This is a genomic window from Hymenobacter aerilatus, assembly GCF_022921095.1.
In the GTDB taxonomy this organism is placed as follows: Bacteria; Bacteroidota; Bacteroidia; order Cytophagales; family Hymenobacteraceae; genus Hymenobacter; species Hymenobacter aerilatus.
This window is the reverse complement of record NZ_CP095053.1, coordinates 4,630,949-4,650,165: the sequence shown is the minus strand read 5'-3', so window position 1 is coordinate 4,650,165 and position 19,217 is coordinate 4,630,949. Positions and strand designations below refer to the sequence as shown.

Annotated in this window: 10 protein-coding genes; 8 read left to right on the top strand and 2 right to left on the bottom strand. The window is 53.5% G+C overall.

Annotated features, from left to right (window positions below; genetic code table 11):
- Positions 1–316 precede the first annotated feature (316 nt).
- The 3 genes from MUN82_RS19445 to MUN82_RS19435 all read left to right on the top strand — a co-directional run bounded on the left by MUN82_RS19445 (position 317) and on the right by MUN82_RS19435 (position 4,761).
- Positions 317–2,701, top strand: a complete 2,385-nt coding sequence (locus tag MUN82_RS19445; protein WP_245093087.1) for a ribonucleoside-diphosphate reductase subunit alpha — start codon at positions 317–319, stop codon at positions 2,699–2,701.
- Between the two features lie 62 nt (positions 2,702–2,763).
- Entirely contained in the window at positions 2,764–3,705 is a 942-nt protein-coding gene (locus MUN82_RS19440; RefSeq protein WP_245093085.1) for a restriction endonuclease, read from the top strand.
- Positions 3,706–3,975: 270 nt separating this feature from the next.
- Positions 3,976–4,761 carry a transporter gene (locus tag MUN82_RS19435; protein ID WP_245093083.1) on the top strand — a complete coding sequence of 262 codons (786 nt, stop codon included), beginning with the start codon at positions 3,976–3,978 and terminating at the stop codon, positions 4,759–4,761.
- 258 nt (positions 4,762–5,019) lie between these two features.
- On the opposite strand, the gene MUN82_RS19430 is transcribed toward MUN82_RS19435, so the two are convergent.
- Positions 5,020–12,006: an FG-GAP-like repeat-containing protein gene (locus MUN82_RS19430; protein WP_245093081.1), complete on the bottom strand. Its 6,987-nt coding sequence runs from the start codon at positions 12,004–12,006 to the stop codon at positions 5,020–5,022.
- A 456-nt stretch (positions 12,007–12,462) separates the two neighbouring features.
- Between MUN82_RS19430 and MUN82_RS19425 the strand changes: the two genes are divergently transcribed.
- Together MUN82_RS19425 and MUN82_RS19420 are read left to right on the top strand one after the other, a co-directional pair.
- The gene (locus MUN82_RS19425; RefSeq protein ID WP_262922828.1) at positions 12,463–13,146 is read left to right on the top strand and encodes a RibD family protein; all 684 of its coding nucleotides are present in this window, start codon (positions 12,463–12,465) and stop codon (positions 13,144–13,146) included.
- Positions 13,147–13,217: 71 nt separating this feature from the next.
- The gene (locus MUN82_RS19420) at positions 13,218–14,441 is read left to right on the top strand and encodes a TPM domain-containing protein (protein ID WP_245093077.1); all 1,224 of its coding nucleotides are present in this window, start codon (positions 13,218–13,220) and stop codon (positions 14,439–14,441) included.
- Positions 14,442–14,549: 108 nt separating this feature from the next.
- On the opposite strand, the gene MUN82_RS19415 is transcribed toward MUN82_RS19420, so the two are convergent.
- Positions 14,550–14,990: a hypothetical protein gene (locus MUN82_RS19415; RefSeq protein WP_245093076.1), complete on the bottom strand. Its 441-nt coding sequence runs from the start codon at positions 14,988–14,990 to the stop codon at positions 14,550–14,552.
- A gap of 283 nt (positions 14,991–15,273) precedes the next feature.
- On the opposite strand from MUN82_RS19415, the gene MUN82_RS19410 reads away from it, so the two are divergent.
- The 3 genes from MUN82_RS19410 (at position 15,274) to MUN82_RS19400 (ending at position 19,207) form a co-directional block, all read left to right on the top strand.
- Positions 15,274–16,110 carry a sugar phosphate isomerase/epimerase family protein gene (locus tag MUN82_RS19410; protein WP_245093075.1) on the top strand — a complete coding sequence of 279 codons (837 nt, stop codon included), beginning with the start codon at positions 15,274–15,276 and terminating at the stop codon, positions 16,108–16,110.
- A 395-nt stretch (positions 16,111–16,505) separates the two neighbouring features.
- A complete protein-coding gene (locus tag MUN82_RS19405; RefSeq protein ID WP_245093073.1) occupies positions 16,506–17,378 on the top strand; it encodes a sugar phosphate isomerase/epimerase family protein in 873 nt (290 codons plus the stop codon).
- Positions 17,379–17,530: 152 nt separating this feature from the next.
- Positions 17,531–19,207: a GMC oxidoreductase gene (locus tag MUN82_RS19400; RefSeq protein ID WP_245093071.1), complete on the top strand. Its 1,677-nt coding sequence runs from the start codon at positions 17,531–17,533 to the stop codon at positions 19,205–19,207.
- Positions 19,208–19,217: the final 10 nt, after the last annotated feature.

Genomic DNA, 19,217 nt, shown 5'->3' with positions numbered 1-19,217 from the left:
AGATGGGCGCGGGATGGCAAATAGCTGTGCGCCTACCTCCTACAATACCATTCTTCCGGCAAATTCGCAACCCTATTTCACTAGCAATTTTTCATTGCTATATTCTTTAGTTTCTATGCAAAAAGCGGCTGAGCACTACCGCTTTGCGATTATGTGGAAAACTTCTAAAGGAAAGGTTTGTCCTACACCTTCGAGACGAATATCTTCCGACTATCAATAGTCGAAAAGTTCCTTCGACTCATCCTTTTTCGCATCAGTGCCTACGCCCCTCCAGGGTAGGGCTTCGCTTATCCTAACCCATCAAACCGCTACGCCTATGTTGGTAATCAAACGCGACGGTCGCCGCGAATCCGTAAAATTCGATAAAGTAACGGCCCGCATTGAAAAGCTCTGCTACGGGCTGAATATGGATTTCGTGTCGCCGATTGAGGTGGCCAAGAAAGTGATTGACGGCATCTACGATGGCGTGACCACCGTGGAGCTGGACAACCTAGCTGCCGAAACTTCTGCTTCGCTCACTACCAAGCACCCCGACTACGCCATTCTGGCCGCCCGCATTGCGGTAAGCAACCTGCATAAGGTGACCTCGAAGTCGTTTTCGAGCACGATGAAGCGCCTCTACACCTACGAGGACCCCAAAAACGGCGAAAACGCCTCGCTCATCGCCAAGGATGTGTGGGAAGTGATTCATAACCACGCCCATACGCTGGATTCGGCCATCATCTACGACCGCGACTACAACTACGACTTCTTCGGCTTCAAGACCCTGGAGCGCTCCTACCTGCTGCGCCTCGATGGCAAGATTGTAGAGCGTCCCCAGCACATGCTGATGCGCGTATCGGTAGGCATTCACAAGAACGACATCGACTCAGTTATCAAGACCTACAACATGATGTCGGAGCGGTGGATGACGCACGCTACGCCTACCCTGTTCAACGCGGGCACGCCCAAGCCACAGATGTCGTCGTGCTTCCTGCTCACGATGAAGGACGACTCCATTGAGGGCATCTACGACACGCTGAAGAACTGCGCGCTGATTTCGCAGTCGGCTGGTGGTATCGGCTTGGCTGTGCACAACGTGCGCGCTACGGGCTCCTACATCAAAGGCACCAACGGCAACTCTAACGGCCTGGTGCCCATGCTGAAGGTGTTCAACGACACGGCCCGCTACGTGGACCAGGGCGGCGGCAAGCGCAAGGGCGCTTTCGCCATCTACCTGGAGCCCTGGCACGCCGATATTTTCGACTTCCTGGACCTGAAGAAGAACCACGGCAAGGAGGAAAACCGCGCCCGCGACCTGTTCTACGCCCTCTGGACGCCCGACTTGTTCATGAAGCGCGTGGAAGAAAACGGCATGTGGACGCTGATGTGCCCCCACGAGTGCCCCGGCCTGGACACCACCTGGGGCCCCGAGTTTGAGCGCTTGTACATGAAGTACGAGAAGGAAGGCCGCGGCCGCAAGACCATCAAGGCGCAGGAGCTGTGGTTTGCCATTCTGGAAAGCCAGACCGAGACCGGCACGCCATACATGCTATTCAAGGACGCCGCCAACGGCAAGAGCAACCAGCAGAACCTGGGCGTGATTAAGTCCTCGAACCTGTGCACCGAGATTATGGAGTACACCGACAAGGACGAAATTGCGGTGTGCAACCTGGCCTCGCTGGCCCTACCCCGCTACCTCGTAACCGACGCGCAGGGCAACACCACCTTCGACCACGACAAGCTGTACGAGGTAACGTACCAGACCACGCTGAACCTGAACAAGGTGATTGACGTGAACTACTACCCCGTGCCCGAAACGCAGCGCAGCAACTTCCGCCACCGTCCCATCGGGCTGGGCGTGCAGGGACTGGCTGATACGTTTATTGCCCTGCGGATGCCGTTTGAAAGCGACGAAGCCAGCGGCCTGAACAAGGACATCTTCGAGACCATCTACTTCGCGGCCATGACGGCCTCCAAGGACCTGGCCATCAAAGACGGTGCGTACGAGACCTTCCCCGGCTCGCCGCTGAGCCAGGGCAAGTTCCAGTTCGACCTGTGGGGCGTAACGCCCGAGTCGGGCCGGTGGGACTGGGAAACGCTGCGTGCCGAGGTAGTGGAGCACGGCGTGCGCAACTCGTTGCTGGTAGCGCCTATGCCTACCGCCAGCACGGCGCAGATCTTGGGCAACAACGAATCTTTTGAGCCTTATACGAGCAACATCTACGTGCGGCGCGTGCTCTCGGGCGAGTTCATGGTAGTGAACAAGCACCTGCTGAAAGACCTGGTGGCCCTGAACCTGTGGAGCGACCAGATGAAGCAGGAAATCATTGCGGCCAACGGCTCGGTGCAGAACATCGACCGGATTCCGCAGCACATCAAGGATCTGTATAAGACGGTGTGGGAAATCTCGCAGCGCCGCATCATTGATATGTCGGCCGACCGGGGCGCGTACATCTGCCAAAGCCAGAGCCTGAACCTGCACGTGCAAAACGTGAACTTCGGCAAGCTCACCAGCATGCACTTCCACAGCTGGAAGAAGGGTCTGAAAACCGGCATGTACTACCTGCGCACCAAAGCCGCCGCCGACGCCATCAAGTTCACGGTGGAGAAACAAGCCGCCGAAACACTGGAGCCGGTCTACGCCAACGTCGCCCAGAACCAAAGCGACATGGCTTGCTCACTAGATAATCCGGACGCCTGCGAGGCTTGCGGGTCGTAGGAAAGTGAAAGAAGGGGGCGAGTGCCCCCTTCTTTTTTTCTAATCCTATATCCACAGAAAGCATGGTCTTATCAAAAGAAATTTCCGATAGTATCCGCAACTGCATTCTCTCCATTTTCTACCGACGAGTAGATGTTCTGGACTTTTTCCAGAGAACAGGATGCACTAGGGATGATTTGCGTGAAGTGATAAATTTTGAATCCCTTGGCCTCACCAAAAATGCCATTATCGAAAGAGTATTTCAACGGTTACAAAACCGAGCTGATGGTGGCATTGTGCCCATTCGTAACATCACAAGAGAACTAACAGAATGGACAACGTTTGACCTGTATTATTTCGGGCCGAATGGTATGCTTGACTTAAGCAAAGCGAAAAGTGCTATTCGCCACCTTAAAGAAATTCAGATTAAGCACGACGGCCGTCTTCATGAAGAAACGAAGGAACGCAAGAGAAAACAGGAGGAATTGAAGGCTAAACACACATTAGCTGATATTCAAAAGAAATTTATTCTGCTTCACAAGGGCCTTGATGAGCATGGCCGGGAAATTAATTTGCAGAAGCGAGGTTACTTATTTGAAGCCCTATTACGTGACCTCTTTCAGTTTGAAGAACTCAATCTTACAGAGCAATTCCAACTTAATACATTGGGCGAACAAATAGACGGCTCTCTTAAATACGATGGCGAGCATTATATAATAGAGGCCAAATGGCAAGATGAACTGGTCGCATCAAATGCACTTTATCAGTTTGCATATAAGGTTGAAGGTAAAATGTATGGTCGAGGGTTTTTTATCTCCCTTAATGGCTTTTCATCTGATTCAGTTCATGCTTTAAAGCACGGTAAATCACTCAAATCCATTTTGATAGATGGAGCTGACCTAGCACTGGTGATGGAAGGAATCTGGAGTTTCTCAGAGATGCTTGATAGGAAAGTTAAAGCTGCTCAGACGTTGGGGCAGATTTATATCGACCCATCTTCGATGAAGGAAAAAGTTAGAGTATAGTTTTCTAAATCAAAATTCTAATGGCGCGGGGCTGCGCCCCGTGCTACCTCTTGGCAGGCCTTCGGCCTGCCCGCCCGAACGACTTGCCCGAACAGCCTCAACGGCGCGCACGACCGCAGGCCAGAGGCCTGCTAAGAGGCGGCACGGGGCACAGCCCCGCGCCATCGTTTTCAACGAAATGGAGTGTAGCAGCGTAGGCGGGTATACCTGTTGCTGGTCTAGCTAGCGCGCACTAAGCACTTTTGCTTTCTGCCCGGCAGGTCATTCGCTATGAGGAAACTGGACGCGCTGGGCTGTAGAGGCTTTCTATTATTGAGTACTGTATGCTGCCTACTGCTGGCGCTACCTGGCTACGGGCAGAAACGCGAGGACATAGACTCCATTGACCCCGGCCGGCCCGATCAGACCAACGGTACTAGTGTGGTGCAAAAGCACTTTGTGCAGCTGGAAGGTGGCCTGCGCTATCAGGAAGGCCGGTCGTCGCGCACGTACAACTACCCTACCCTTACGGTGCGCTACGGTCTGCTGGATAGGGTGGAGCTGCGGCTGGGCACTGGGTTTGAGGCGTCGGTGCCGAGTAGTAGCCGGCAGCGTCAGCGGGGGGTGGGGGCACCCGAGGTAGGCACCCGCGTGTACCTGTGGGATGAGAAGGGAGTGCTGCCGCAAGCCGCTTTCACGGCTACGGCTACCCTACCCGTTGGTAAGAAAGAGCTACGCCCTACCAGCCCCGAGGCCCGTATGCGCCTGGGTCTTTCCAATTCCCTTACCGATGATCTTACCCTCACCTACACCTACGGCTATGGCTGGGTGCAGAACGCTACTGAGCAGAAGTACGCCGTGAAGCTCGCCGCCCGGCTGAGCAAGCAATTTTCGGTGTACGGCGAGGCCTTTGGCACCACCGAAACCCGCAGTCGGCCCGACAACGAAGTAGATATGGGGTTGCTCTGGCTGGTGCGACCAAACTTGCAGCTGGATATTGCCGGCGGTGCCGGTATCAGCAGTGCCGCGCCGGCTTATTTCATTACAACGGGCGCCTCTATTCGCCTACCCTATTAGCCGCATTTAATGGCTGCACGAATTAGTGGGGTAGGCAGAATAAAGCAGTTCAGGGCAACTAGACATCAGCCCTGAAGCTTTCATCGTATTTACTCCGTTTGCTGGGCGACGCCCCGCTGGCTTTTACTACCATAACAGAAGAAGACACGTCTTTCTTCTATCCGTCTTATCTAGACTACCTCAAGTTTTTACTATAATGTTGGCCCATGCTAGAGCAGCCTATTCCTTATGTGCATGGCCGAAAACCATTGTTGAGATTTACTGCAACATTATTCGGCCAATAGTCTGTTGCTCGTCGCCTATCGTCAAGCGAATCCAGTACATCCCAGCTGTGGCGCTCGGAACTTTCACTACCCAATCACCACCTGCTGGTATGGCTGGCAGATCTTGCTGATGTATTGTCTGGCCCAAATTATTGACCAACACAAGTGTACCTGCGCGTGTGAGTAGTCCAACTGGTAATCGTAGCGTAAACTGCTGGTGCGCGGGATTAGGATATAGCGTAATGGAAGATGTACCAGAGTTCCTAGGCGTAGCGCTTAATGGAATAGCAGAATCATTAAATCGCAACCCAATCTTATCGTTATCGAAAGCTAAATCTAGGTCACCATCATTGTCGAGGTCACCTAGGGCCATGCAAGCTGGACTATGGTTGCTAATCACTGCTTTACTACCCGTTAATGCAGCCTTTCCGTCATTCAGAAACAGCATAATCACTTGCTCGGGGGAAATTACTTCGATACCAGCAGTAAGCACATCTAAGTCGCCGTCGGCGTCTACATCTCCTAGCTCTATTTCATAGGCGGTAGCACCTCGCCCGGTAAGCAATTGGCGTGGCCCGATAGCAAATCGACCAGTGCCATCGTTACGCAGCGTAGTGACGCTGTATTGGTCAAGGGCAGCCGCGCGCGGAGTAGAACCGGTAATAACTACGTCCAGGTTACCGTCGCCATCCATATCACCCAGCTGTAGCTTAGTCGGAAATACGTCCAAGGTGAGATTAGATGCTCCGGTGAATTGTCCATTGCCGTCGTTAAGACACACCACTAACTTATTTTCACCAATTGCTTGTGCCTGTTCATTAACAGCGACTACGTCTAAATCACCATCATTGTCAACATCGCCTAACCGAATTAGTGTAAAGTAATTATTGACTTTCTGTTGCTTATCAATGCGAAAATTACCTGTCCCGTCATTAAGCAGCGCTGTGATAGTGCTGGAATTAAAGGAGCCCGTTACCACATCCAAGTCCCCATCGCCATCAATATCGCCTGCTTCGAAAGCTACTTCGTCGTAGCCTATGCCTACAGGTACCTGATACAACGTTTGTCCCGTGCTAAGCATACCCGTGCCATCGTTGAGGCGAACTGCCAAGGAGCCCGAGTTGTATAAAGTTACCACGTCTAGGTCTCCATCAAGGTCGAAGTCGCCTAGCTGTAGAGCAGGATAAAAGTTATCTAATAAGGTGTAGATGGGTGGCGCGAAGGTGTTGTTACCTTTGCTAAGACTAACGCCAATTCGATTGATGTCGACGGTTACAATATCCAACTGACCATCACCATTCATATCTCCTAGTCGTATCATCTGTACTGCTCCCCAACTAGGTAGGTTTTGGTTGCCCGTAAACGCACCACGTCCCGTCCCACCCGTTGCAACACGGAATTGATAAACTTGCTTAGATGAAATAGCTCCCTGCATTCCAAGTAGTTCCGTTGGCAGCGTTACACTTATTTGCTCACCGGGCTTAAATGCTAGAGTAGGAGCAAAGCGTAGCGAAGATGTACCTACTCCTGTAAGCATCCCGGTTAACTTCCCCTGTTGCTGGCTACTAAATATCCGCAACTTATTGGCTGCAAATGTGCCCACAGGCTGCGAAAACTCCATGGTTAGGGGGGCGCTAGGCGGTACATTCTGCGCGTTGCGGCCCGGTTGCAAGCCGGTAGCAGTTGGTAAGAAAGCAAAGGACGTATTACTGGTTGTCGTACCGCTAGGCGTTGTGATGCTTAGCGGACCGTTGGTAGCACCTGTGGGAACTAATACGGTAAGTTCCGTAGGGGAAAGAACTCGGAAACCAGGTGCTGCTACCCCATTGAAACGGACGCCAGTGGCACCACTGAAATAGCTGCCAGTTACCGTAATCAGACGTTGCACAGCACCAGCATAGGGCGTGAAATTGCGTATAGTGGGCAGCGGCATTCGGAAAGAAGTTGCGCTGGTAGCAGCGCCGTGCGGCGAGTTGACGACAATCACCCCAGTTGGCGTGTCTACGCCAACCGTTAGGGTAAGCTGTGTGTCTGATTGCACTATGAAAGGCACTGCTACCCCGCCCACCGTTACGCTGATGACACTACCTAGTCCCGTTCCTGTGAGTGTAACAACCGTCCCAGCCTCTCCATTTGTTGGTGAGAAACTTATAATGGATGGACCTGTAGGGTGGTTGAAATACGTGAATAGCCCACTCTTATTGGGGTATGAGTTACCTAAGTTATAAATACTATCACCCGTAACAACCATATCTAAGCTACCATCCAAGTTGAAGTCCGCTACGGTTACAGACCTTGGAACGGTATTGTCTCCAGCGGTAGCGTAGCGCTTAAATTGTCCCGTACCATCGTTGTAGAATAGTTTTACTCCTTTAAAAGCATCTCGGCTGCCTGTAAGCAAATCCAAGTCACCATCCGCATCAAAGTCGGCTAACCGCAAATGGTCAAAGCGCCCGGTACCCTCGAGTATTTGGGGCGCACTAAGGTTGCCTTTGCCATCGCCACGATACACATACACGGCACCAGATGATGTGATTATGTCCAAGTTACCATCTGCATCTATGTCGCCAAGTTCTATAGCAATACCTTGCCCGCGGTTGTTCAATAGCAATGGTGGCAACGGCACGAAAGTGCCATTGCCTACCCCTTGGTAACGATATAACCGAGCACTCCCGTTGCTCACCATGAACATATCGAGTATTCCATCGTTGTTATAATCTCCTAAACGCAACATGTTGGTATAAGGAGCCGCCAGTATATCGGGTTGCCGCTGAAAATTACCATTCCCTTTGTTCAAGGATATAAAGACGCTGTCAGGGCTTCCAATTACCGCCATCAGATCTGGTAGTCCATCACCGTTCACATCTCCTATCACTATTTCGCTAGGACTACCGCTAAGCGTGTGCAGCGGCTGTACGGGACCAAATGCACCCGTACCGGTACCTGCTTGCCATACTATCCTGTCGATCTGACGATTGTTGCGACGAGTGACATACTCTGTCAGAACGAGGTCTAGATGACCATCACCATTAAGGTCAGAAACCTGTGTGGTGAATATGGATGCTGCAGGTACGCTCATCGTTTGTGTGGTAAGCGTACCCTGCTTGTCATTCAGTAAGACATCCAGCCTATTCTTGAAGATGTTCGGTATAATAATATCTGGCGCTCCATCTTCATTAAAGTCTCCCGTTACCGTATTGTATTGATTATAATGGTCGGTAGTCGAGCTTGCCCAACGCAAATTACCTCGACCAGGACCGCTTGTAGCGGCCGTAAATGTGTACCCCTGCGGTTGCGCAACGCCAGTTGCTGGCGTACCTGAAACAGGTAGTGTAACCTGTACCCGTTCGCCTGGCGCAAATTCTACGTTTGGAACAAAACGGCGCTCCGATGAACCAGCACCACTCATTATGCCGGTCCGACGGCCTTGTCGTAACTCCCCTTGCACTATTATGTTACCGGCCGACTCTAACGGCATATTTTGCGCAAACCGCAAGCTCACTGCGCTATTTACGGGAACATTAATGGCGTTTCGGGCCGGCGTAAATTCTGTAACTGCCGCTGGCACGGTTACCGTAAAGCTACTTACGCTTGTAGCAGTGCCACTAGGTGTACCTACCGTAATCAGTCCTGTGCGAGCCCCCTCAGGAATTACCACTGCGCACTGCGTGGGAGAGAGAACTTGTACCTGGGTTGTTTCCTTACCTGCAAACCGCACCTCCCGAATGCTGGTGAAATTAGTACCCGTTAGGATAATCTGAGTGCCTATTGGGCCCTGAGCGGGGGCAAACGTCGCGAGAGTAGGAACTGGACGACCTCGATTGAAGTGTACCTGAAGTGCATTGGCCGCTGTATTTGCAACTACTATATCTAGGTCCCCATCCCCATCTACGTCACCTAACTCGGGGCTTAGTGCTGATTCGCCTTTGGCAGTTAGTGTTTGAGTAGTAGGTAGACCTAATCCTCCGCGTCCATCGCCAAGCAACACCTGTAGTTCGGCTGGCGGTAGCGGAGTATAACCGCTCATACCGCCCGAGGATAAAGTTACAACGTCAAGCTTTCCATCGGCATTTACATCTGCCAATCTCACTGATCGAGCGTATGCGCTCGTCGCGTATGCTATGCTACGGGCACCAAATTGTCCGTTACCCAATCCTGGCCAAAAAGCTAGTTCACTAGGCTGTTGAGTGGAAATGCCGCTTATATATATTAGATCAGCTATATCATCCCCCGTTATGTCTCCGACCGCTAAATCTTGCAGATTCTGCGGCAAAGTAATCTGAACAGGTGATTGCGCTGTAAGTTGCCCGCGTCCATCATTAAGTGCAATCACTAGCTTTTTTTCTGGATAGTTATAGGAAGTAACCAGTACATCCAAGTCTCCATCCTTATCAAAGTCTAGTAAATCCAGTTGAGAAGAATTAGGGCCAATAGTGCTACTAGTTAGGGAGAAATAACCACTGCCATTATTCAGAGCCACATAAACGGTATCGAATGCCATGATGAACACTATATCCAAATCCCCGTCTGCATCCATATCTCCTACGCGTAGTGCATTAACACTAGTGCTAGGTATTATTAAAGAAGATCCTGCAGTGAAGCGGCCTTGTCCATTGTTCAACCACACGTTAATGCGTGTGATAAGAGAAGTAAATGAGTAATTTTCTGCCACTAATAGATCAAAATCCCCGTCCCCATCCACATCGGCAGGTATTACTTCTCCAGGCGTACCCACAAATGCTGGTAAGCTGCTGCTGGTAGCAGGGCTGAATGTGCCATTCCCTTCGTTGAAGTGCAGCATGACTGCTCCGGTCTCAGCTCCAACGGGACTGCTGATCAAGTCAAGGTCCCCGTCGTTGTCAAGATCTGCCACGCGAACAAAGGAGGGGGCCGTAGCGGAAGCGGTATTAGCCTTATCACTTGCATCAAACACGCCTTCCCCGGTACCTGCCGTTGCGGTCTGAAACTCCACTACCTGTGGTTGCACTGCTCCCCCTGAAGTACTTGTCAAGGTAGCAGGTAGGATTAATGTAACACGTTCACCCGGAGCAAAAGCAGGTTCCGGCGTGGTACGTAGCGTAGCTGTACCGCCACCTGTTACTATCCCCATTTGACGGCCGCGCCGCTGAGAGCCAATAACGGCCATGTTGTGCGCCGATAACTCTGTAATGGGACCCGCAAAGGACGCTTCCACTGGCGCTGTTGTCTCTACCCCTAGCGCGTTACGCACCGGAATAGTACCCGTAACGGGTACTGAGGGAACAGGACCAGTCGTTACGACGAAAGGCTGAGTTGATTCTACACTACCACCCACTGTAGTGAGACGTAACGCTCCCGTACTAGCACCTGCCGGTACAACAGCCGTTATTTGCTGATTGGAGTTCACAAGGAATGTGGCATCCACACCATTGAACAACAGATGAGTTGTACTGCTCAAATCATTACCCGAAATCTGTACAGAAGTACCTACTGGACCAGCTGCAGGGGAGAAAGCATTCAACATAGGCGGTCCTATTGACGGAGCCAGCCCGTTTCGGCCTAGTACAACTTTACCTCGCTTCTCGTCTGCTGTAATCAAGTCTAAGTCCCCATCCCCGTCTACATCACCTAAAGTCACTCCTAATGCAACGGGTGACCCAAACAAGGAGCTTAATTCTAGAGCGCCGTACTGCGCCGCAAAGTTCGCCGCACCTTTGTTAAGAAAGGTCATTACTTGTCCGCCCCGACCCTGCGCCACTACTAAATCCAAATCACCATCTGCATCAACATCCCCAGTTTGCAGACTATTGGGTGTACTGCCCAGCGGCAAAAGCAGGGTAGCCGTTTGGCTGTAGCCACCCAGGCCATTATTAAGACGTACGCTCACGGTTCCATCGGCAGCATTCACTGTAACCAAGTCAAGGTCCCCATCCGAATCGAGGTCGGCTAAACGCAGATCAGCAGGAGCAGCGCCTACGGCTATACTGGTAGTGCCACTAAAAGTACCCGCGCCCGAATTTATCCGAATGCTGACGGTATTGCTTCCACTGTCGCTAGTCAGCACATCCAAGTCACCATCGTTATCAACATCGGCTAATTGCACAGCCGTAGGCTGCTGACCAACGCGAAAGGTGGCTGTACGAGCAATGCGAAATAACAAAGCTGTACCACCATTATAGCCTACAGTGATGGTGTTATCCGCGTAATTGGCAGACACAAAGTCCATATCTCCATCCCCATCTACATCACCAGCAGCAACGCTCACAGGATGGTTACCAACAACGACCAATTGCTTGACAAAGCCAAAACCTCCCGCGCTGTCGCTGAGCCCAATCGCAACCGTGGCGTTATCTGCATCCCCAGCTAGTAAGTCCAAGTAGCCGTCCTGGTCTATATCAGCTAACGTAGCTCCACTAGGCGTACTTCCAACTACGGAATTGTAATGTGCTCTGAAGTGGCCTCTACCATCATTCAGGTAAGAAAACATACCGTATAAACCGGCTGACGTTAATAGGTCTAGGTCGCCATCATTATCCAAGTCACCTAACAGCTGGTCGCGCGAATTGGTAGCAGCAACTTCTGTAGTATCAAGAAAAAAGCCTCGCCCGGTTCCTGCTGTAGCAGCGGTAAACTCGTATACATGTCGTTGAATTCCGACGCCTGCTGTATTTATAAGCGTAGCAGGTAAGCTCACGCTCACCCGCTCACCAGGAGCAAAGTGCTGAGTAGGCGTGAATATTAGCGTGGATGAATTACCGCCACTAAGCGTCCCTGGCCGCAAACCGCGCAATTGGTTACCGTACACACGCAGCGAATTGGCCGATATGGCAGCAATTGGTTGATTGAAAAGTAGCGTAATAGCTCCTGCGCGTGGAGCATTTGTTGAATGTCGAGTAGGTTGTGTATTCACCAGTTTAGGTGTCTGACCCACAGCACTCAGCGGAGCAACAATAAATATTGAAATAATCAAAAAATTATAAAACGAGTAGATAACCTTTTTCATGTACTGTTTACTAGAAAAGCGTAATATAAATGAGATGATTCTTTCTATCTGAGAAAGGAAGCCACCTGTTATTCATCAGTAACAGGTGGCCTGAAACAGCTTATCCCAGCTTATTAGAACTACGATACCTCTACTATTAACAAAGCATAGGACATGCATAGAGATGTTAAAAAGCGCTTCAATTTAGCCGTAAGTAGGCGGCGCAACCACGCAAAAACTAGGCCTCTAACTAAGATATTTCCGAATGATAATAACGAAATAATTCAAAATACAATACTCGTAAACTTACCTGTGTTTCCTATGCGTTGCAATAGCCTAACTCAGCATGAGGAACTGGCGTAATGTATTAGGCATAGATAGACGGCTCTTACCCTGAATACTGTAGTTCTACCGTGCCTTTGGCACGTAGCAGAATCTCCTTCCGCTTAGCACTTCGCTTACCCTTCCCTCCCGCTTATGCTACCCCGCGTAATCTGCCACATGATGACTTCCCTGGACGGCCGCATTATTCTGAGCCGCTGGGGCCATGCGCCCAACACCCAGGAGTACGAAACCACCGCCGCTACCTTCGAAGCCGACGCTTGGCTGTGCGGCCGCGTGACCATGGAAAAGGACTTCACCGAAGGCCTGGAACCCGACCTGCAACCCGTAACCGCACCCCTCGACCGCACCGACTTCGTAGCCGAGCACTCCGCCGACTCCTTTGTGGTGGCCGTAGACGCGCACGGCAAGCTGGGCTGGGAGTCAGCCGATATTGATGGGGAGCATATTATCAGTGTGCTGTCGGAGCAGGTGAGCGACGAATACCTCGCCTACCTGCGCCGTGTGGGCGTGTCCTACGTGTTTGGCGGAGCCAAGGAATTGGACTTCAAACAAGTACTAACCAAGCTGGGTGAGTTGTTTTCGATTCAGACCATCTTACTGGAAGGCGGCGGCCACCTCAACGGCTCGTTGCTGAAGGCTGGGCTGATAGACGAACTGAGCGTACTGCACTACCCGGTGGTAGACGGCGCGGCCTCGTCGCCTACCCTCTTCGAGCAAGGCGACCAGCCGGGGCCACCGCGCCAGTTTACGTTGCAACACGTAGAGCAACGGCCCGAAGGCATTCTGTGGCTGCGCTACGCCGCCGCGAAAGGGTAGGCACCCATTGGGCACTACGTGCGTAGAAAGCCCTGAACTTGAAGCTCTTCTCTCACTCCTATTCTTTCGCCATGTTTCGCTTTCTTGTTTTTGTGCTAGCCATGGCCCTCAGCCTAAGTCACACGGCCATTGCAGCCGGTGAGTTACCGGCCCGGCCCAACCCGTTCACCTTCGTAACCGACAAAGCCCAGCTACTCGACGCCACCGATGCCCGCAAGCTGGAAAACGGCCTGCGCACCTACGCCGACAACAACGGCACGCAGGTGGTGGTCGTGACCGTGCCTACCCTGGAAGGCCGCACCGTAGCCGATTATGCCCGTGACCTGGGCACTGCCTGGGGCGTAGGCCAGCGCGACCGAAACAACGGCGTGGTGGTGCTCATATCGGCGCAGGAGCGCCAGGTGAGCATTCAGGCGGGCTCGGGCCTCCGCAGCCAGATTACGCCCGAACTCACCAACCGCATCATCAGCCAGCAAATGGGGCCGCAGTTCAAGCAGGGGCGCTACTTTGCCGGCTTGCGGGCCGGACTGAACACGTTGCTGCAAGCAGCCAACCCTGGCTCGGCGCCTACGCCAGCGCCGGCGGCCACTACGCCCGCCACGGCTGATAACTCGATTGCGACGGCGCCGATGGAGGAGCCGCTGGCAGAACCCTCAGCTGCGCCTTTTTCGCCGGGCTCGTCTGATCCTACCCCTGCGCCCTCGGGACCGGGCATGGGTACCCTGCTGCTTGGCGCCTTGGCAGTGGGCGGCGTACTTTGGTTGGTGGTGAAGCTATTCCGCCGCAAAAACGCCGATAACACCCCTAATTTCCAACCTACCCGCCCGAATCAGCCCAACCAAGGCTACGGCCCACAAGGCGGTGCACAGCAGCCAGCCCCCGATTTTTTCCCGAACCGCGGTGGTACTACAAACAACAGTAGCGGCCCTGGCATTGGCGGCATGTTGGCTACGGGTGCGGCCGCCGCGGCTGGTGCCTACCTCGGCAATCGTATGGCCTCGGGCCAGAGCCACACCGGCAACGACCTGCAATTGAACAATGATGGTAATGCTGCTGCCGCCGGGGTGGGTGCGGCTGGTTTGGGTGCTACCCCGCCCGCCTCAGATGCCGAGGTAAACGACTTCTTCGGTAATCAGGGCACAGCCAACGACCCTGGCCCAGACTACTTTTCTGACGACGTTGCATCCAGCGGCGGCGACTACTTCTCATCCGACAATTCCTACGACGACTCTTCCTCGGATGATGTAGGGGGCGGCGGTTTCGACGACAGCAGCGACAACAGCAGTTCCTGGTAACGCACCGGGTACTTCTTGTATCGCGCACCCTACCAATAGTATAGCAGTTGGGCTGGGAGATAGATACTTCTTATCTATCTCCCAGCCCAACTGCTTTTTGTCTCGTGCCTAATTGTAGCGCAGGGAGAGGGTACTGGTTTGCTCCTGCAGCCATGCTACTGCTTCCAGTTCGTCGGTGAAATAGCGGTAGGTGAGCTGCATGTTTTTCGCGTGCAGGCGTATGGTATCCATGGCCAATCTAGCAAAGGCATCGTGCGCCTGCACCACGGCTCCGTAGCGGTAGCCACCTTCTACAATAGCCTGTGGCAACCATTCTTCGACCAGCCAGCGTTGCTCCTCCAACGAAAAAGCCTGCATATGGCGCTGATCGACCAGCAGTACGCCCTGACCCTGCCGAGCAAGTAAGTGTTTGGTATGTTGCAACAGTCCGTGCCAGGCGCTGGTTTCCCGACGACCTTGCGTATACGTCAGCCGCACAAAACCCCTCCGGTCTTCTTCAACGCGGCCCGCCGCATTCTCAAAATATAGTCGATTAGAGGGCAGAAACATATAAAAAACACAATAACTAGTAAGAGCACAAAGATACGCTGAGGTAGCGTGCAGTACTCTTGCCAAAGAAAAATAGGCCAGAAAAAAGCCGCCAACGAAGGTCTAACTAGCAGCGCACCAAGTTTACTCTGCTTCCCGTTGCCTGACCATTACACGGGTGGGCGGCGAACCAATATTTTTTTAACAATTCGTGTACCTAAATCACCCTTCTCGGATTTCCGGTGGGCAAATTTCTATCTTGGTGGCATTAGTTGTTCCGTGTCTTTCCATCCAGCCCTCTTGTATGACTACCCGAAGAGATTTTCTGACCTCCGTAGGAGCCCTTGCTACCGGTGTACTTGCCCTACCCACCCTGGCGCACGCCGCCCGCGTGCAGGACATTGGTCTTCAGCTGTATAGCGTGCGCGACGATATGATGCGCGATGCCAAGGGCACGCTCACCAGCTTGGCCAAGATGGGCTACAAGGAAATCGAATCGGCCAACAGCGCCAAGGGCTACTACTATGGTCTCAGCCCTAAAGAGATGAAGCAGTTGATGCAGGACCTGGGCATGACGCTTCGTAGCGGCCACGTGGGCATCGACAACAACTGGCAGAAAGCCGTAGACGCCGCCGCCGAAGCCGGGCAGCAGTACCTGGTGTGCCCCTCCCTACCCACCCAGGGCCAGACGGTGAGCAACTACGAGCGGTGCGCCGATACGTTCAACAAAGCCGCCGAAGCCTGCAAAAAAGCCGGGGTGCAGTTTGCTTACCACAACCACGACGCCGAGTTTGCCAAAGACAATGGCCGCGTGCTGTACGATGTACTGCTGGAAAAAACCGACCCGCGCCTGGTGGCTATGGAAATGGACCTGGGCTGGGTGGTAGTCGCCGGTCAGGACCCGTTCAGCTATTTCGAGCGCTACCCCAACCGCTTCCCACTGTGGCACCTCAAGGACATGAAAAAGGGGGAAGCCCACAGCACCGTGCTCGGCACCGGCCGCCTGGATGTGGCCAAGCTGCTGCGCGGCGCCAAGAAGTCGGGCATGAAATACTTCTTTGTGGAGCAGGAAGAGTACGAAGGCGCACCGCTTGCGAGCATGCAGCGCAATATTACCTACCTCAAGGGACTGAACTATTAGCCGCAACCACCACATTTGGCGGCTTCTATCTTCTGCGGCCCTGGCCCCCACGCCAGGGCCGTTTTGTTGGCTACCCGTGGCAGGAGCTCCATGCAGCCTTGCTTTTTTGCGTGTGTCTTATCAGAGAAATCGTTTGCGGTAGGATTTCGAAACGCTTATCTTACTCCCGGTTTAGCGTGTGCACTATGTGTATATCGCCACGCACTCTTTCAACTTATTGAATGAAATAGACCAGCAAAAGGCTTGGCTTCCTGCTAAAAAGAAGAATACATTGGGGAAGAATAGCTCCCCGCTTGTAGTACGCAAGGCCTTTTTGCGCAGGATGTACCCTGCTTTTCTGCCCTGACCTGCACCGGCGTACCAGCGCTGTTTTTGTACCCTACCAACTCTCTTGCATGACCACCAGAAGATCCTTTTTAAAATCTGCCGCCCTGCTATCGGCTGCGGCCTGCGCCTCCCCGTCCGTATTGGCCGCCGACAAATCCTACATCGGTCTGCAACTGTATACGGTGCGCGAGGCAATGCAGCAAGACCCCACCGGCACGCTGGCTAAAGTGGCGGCCTTGGGCTACAACTCGGTGGAAGGCGCCACCTACACCGGCAGCCAGAAGTTCTACGGCATGGAGCCCGCCGCTTTTGCCAAAGTGCTCAAGCAAAATGGGCTGATTATGCCCAGCAGCCACTACATTCTGGGCGAGGCCATGAACAACGGCCAGCCTACCCAAGGCACCATCCTGCACGGCTGGGACAAGGCTGTAGACGACGCTGCCCAGGTAGGCGTGAAATACATGGTGTGTGCTTACCTGATGGATAGTGAGCGGGACCATTACAAGAAGGTAGCCGAGTATCTAAACAAAGCTGGTGAGCAGTGCAAGAAAGCCGGCATCCAACTCTGCTACCACAACCACGACTTCGAGTTCCAGACGCAGAACGGTCAGCTGCCCTACGATATACTCCTGGCTACCGATAAGAACCTGGTGAAGATGGAGCTGGACCTGTATTGGGCCACCAAGGCAGGCAAAGACCCGGTAGAGCTGTTCAAGCAGCATCCCGGCCGCTTCCCGCTGTGGCACGTGAAGGACATGGACAAGACGCCCCAGCGCAACTTTACGGAGGTAGGCAACGGCAGCATCGACTTCAAGCGCATTTTCGCGCAGAAGAAGCTGGCCGGCATGCAGTACTTCTTCGTGGAGCAGGATCAGACGCCCGGCTCTCCCTTCGATAGCATCAAGCAGAGCGTTTCCTACATCAAGCGCACGCTGGTATAAGGCTGGTTTTTGGTTGGTTGTTTTTGGTTTTTGGCCCTTGTGCTGCACCTCTGTGGGGTGCTAGGTAGGCTCCCCCCAAAAACAAACACAAACCGCTGCTACAGACTGCCAAAACCAAAAACGAATAACCTGAAACTACCCACCCCTCTTGTATGGCACAGAATACCTATGATGCAATTGTAATCGGTTCCGGCATATCGGGCGGCATGGCTGCCAAAGAGTTGACGGAGAAAGGTCTGAAGACCATTATGCTGGAGCGCGGCCGCAACGTAGAGCACATCAAAGACTACGTGAATGCCAACAAAGCGCCCTGGGAATTTCCGCACCGCGGCGGCAAAACTCAGCAGATGATTAAGGACTACCCCGTGCTGAGCCGGGACTATACCCTGAACGAAACCAACCTCGACTTCTGGACCAACGAGCAGAAAAGCCCCTACGTAGAGGCCAAGCCATTCGACTGGTTCCGGGGCTACCAGGTAGGGGGCCGCTCGTTGATGTGGGGCCGCCAGAGCTACCGGCACAGCGACTTCGACTTTGAAGCCAACGCCAAAGAAGGCATTGCCGTGGACTGGCCCATTCGCTACAAAGACCTAGCCCCCTGGTACAGCCACGCCGAAAAGTTTGCCGGCATCAGCGGTAACCGCGACGGCCTCTCCCAGCTGCCCGACGGCGACTTTATGCCGGCCATGGAAATGAACGTGGTGGAAAAAGACGTGGCGGCCCGCATCAAGAAGCACTTCAAGGACCGCGACATGATTATTGGCCGCACGGCCAACATCACCAAGCCCCACAACAACCGCGTAAACTGCCAGTACCGCAACAAATGCTGGTTGGGCTGCCCGTTTGGGGCCTATTTCAGCACGCAGTCGGCTACGCTGCCGGCGGCTATGGCGACCGGCAACCTTACGTTGCGGCCGTTTTCTATCGTTACCAAAATCCTCTACGACAAGGACACCAAGCGGGCCAAGGGTGTGGAGGTGCTGGATGCTGAAACAAACAAAACCTACGAGTATTTTGCCAAGGTTATCTTCGTCAATGCCTCGGCTTTGAATACGGCCTGGGTGTTGATGAACTCGGCCACCGACGTGTGGCCCGACGGCCTGGGCAGCAGCAGCGGCGAGCTGGGTCACAACCTGATGGACCACCACTTCCGGGCTGGTGCCCACGGCGAGATGGAAGGTTACGATGACAAATATGTGTTTGGCCGCCGCGCCAACGGTATCTACGTGCCGCGCTACCGCAACCTGTTCGGCGATAAGCGTGACTACCTGCGCGGCTTCGGCTACCAGGGCGGCGCTAGCCGTGAGGGTTGGAGCCGCGATGTGGCCGAGATGAGCATTGGCGGCGACTACAAAGACGCTTTGACGGAGCCCGGCAAGTGGACCATGGGCATCACTGGCTTCGGCGAAATCCTACCCTACCACGACAACCGCACCTACCTCTCCAAAACCGAGAAGGATGCCTGGGGCCTACCCGTGCTGGTGATGGATGCCACTATCCGCGACAACGAGCAGAAAATGCGCGTGGATATGATGGAGGACGCGAAGGAGATGCTGGAAAAAGCTGGCCTCAAAAACGTGAACACCTATAACAACGGCTACAACCTGGGCGGTGGCATTCACGAGATGGGCACGGCCCGCATGGGCCTCGACCCCAAAACCTCGGTGCTCAACAAGCACAACCAGGTGTGGGACGCGCCCAACGTGTACGTAACCGACGGTGCGGCCATGACCTCGGGCGCCTGCGTGAACCCTTCACTCACCTACCTGGCTCTCACGGCCCGCGCCGTAGACCACGCCGTGAGCGAACTGAAAAAGCAGAACATCTAATTCCTATCCG

What these genes read in the sequence shown, in the direction of transcription:
- MUN82_RS19430 (WP_245093081.1), bottom strand. Translation starts at nt 12,006, where the DNA reads ATGAAAAAGGTTATCTACTCGTTTTATAATTTTTTGATTATTTCAATA.
- MUN82_RS19420 (WP_245093077.1), top strand. Translation starts at nt 13,218, where the DNA reads ATGTTTCGCTTTCTTGTTTTTGTGCTAGCCATGGCCCTCAGCCTAAGT.
- MUN82_RS19415 (WP_245093076.1), bottom strand. Translation starts at nt 14,990, where the DNA reads ATGTTTCTGCCCTCTAATCGACTATATTTTGAGAATGCGGCGGGCCGC.
- MUN82_RS19435 (WP_245093083.1), top strand. Translation starts at nt 3,976, where the DNA reads ATGAGGAAACTGGACGCGCTGGGCTGTAGAGGCTTTCTATTATTGAGT.
- MUN82_RS19440 (WP_245093085.1), top strand. Translation starts at nt 2,764, where the DNA reads ATGGTCTTATCAAAAGAAATTTCCGATAGTATCCGCAACTGCATTCTC.
- MUN82_RS19400 (WP_245093071.1), top strand. Translation starts at nt 17,531, where the DNA reads ATGGCACAGAATACCTATGATGCAATTGTAATCGGTTCCGGCATATCG.
- MUN82_RS19410 (WP_245093075.1), top strand. Translation starts at nt 15,274, where the DNA reads ATGACTACCCGAAGAGATTTTCTGACCTCCGTAGGAGCCCTTGCTACC.
- MUN82_RS19445 (WP_245093087.1), top strand. Translation starts at nt 317, where the DNA reads ATGTTGGTAATCAAACGCGACGGTCGCCGCGAATCCGTAAAATTCGAT.
- MUN82_RS19405 (WP_245093073.1), top strand. Translation starts at nt 16,506, where the DNA reads ATGACCACCAGAAGATCCTTTTTAAAATCTGCCGCCCTGCTATCGGCT.
- MUN82_RS19425 (WP_262922828.1), top strand. Translation starts at nt 12,463, where the DNA reads ATGCTACCCCGCGTAATCTGCCACATGATGACTTCCCTGGACGGCCGC.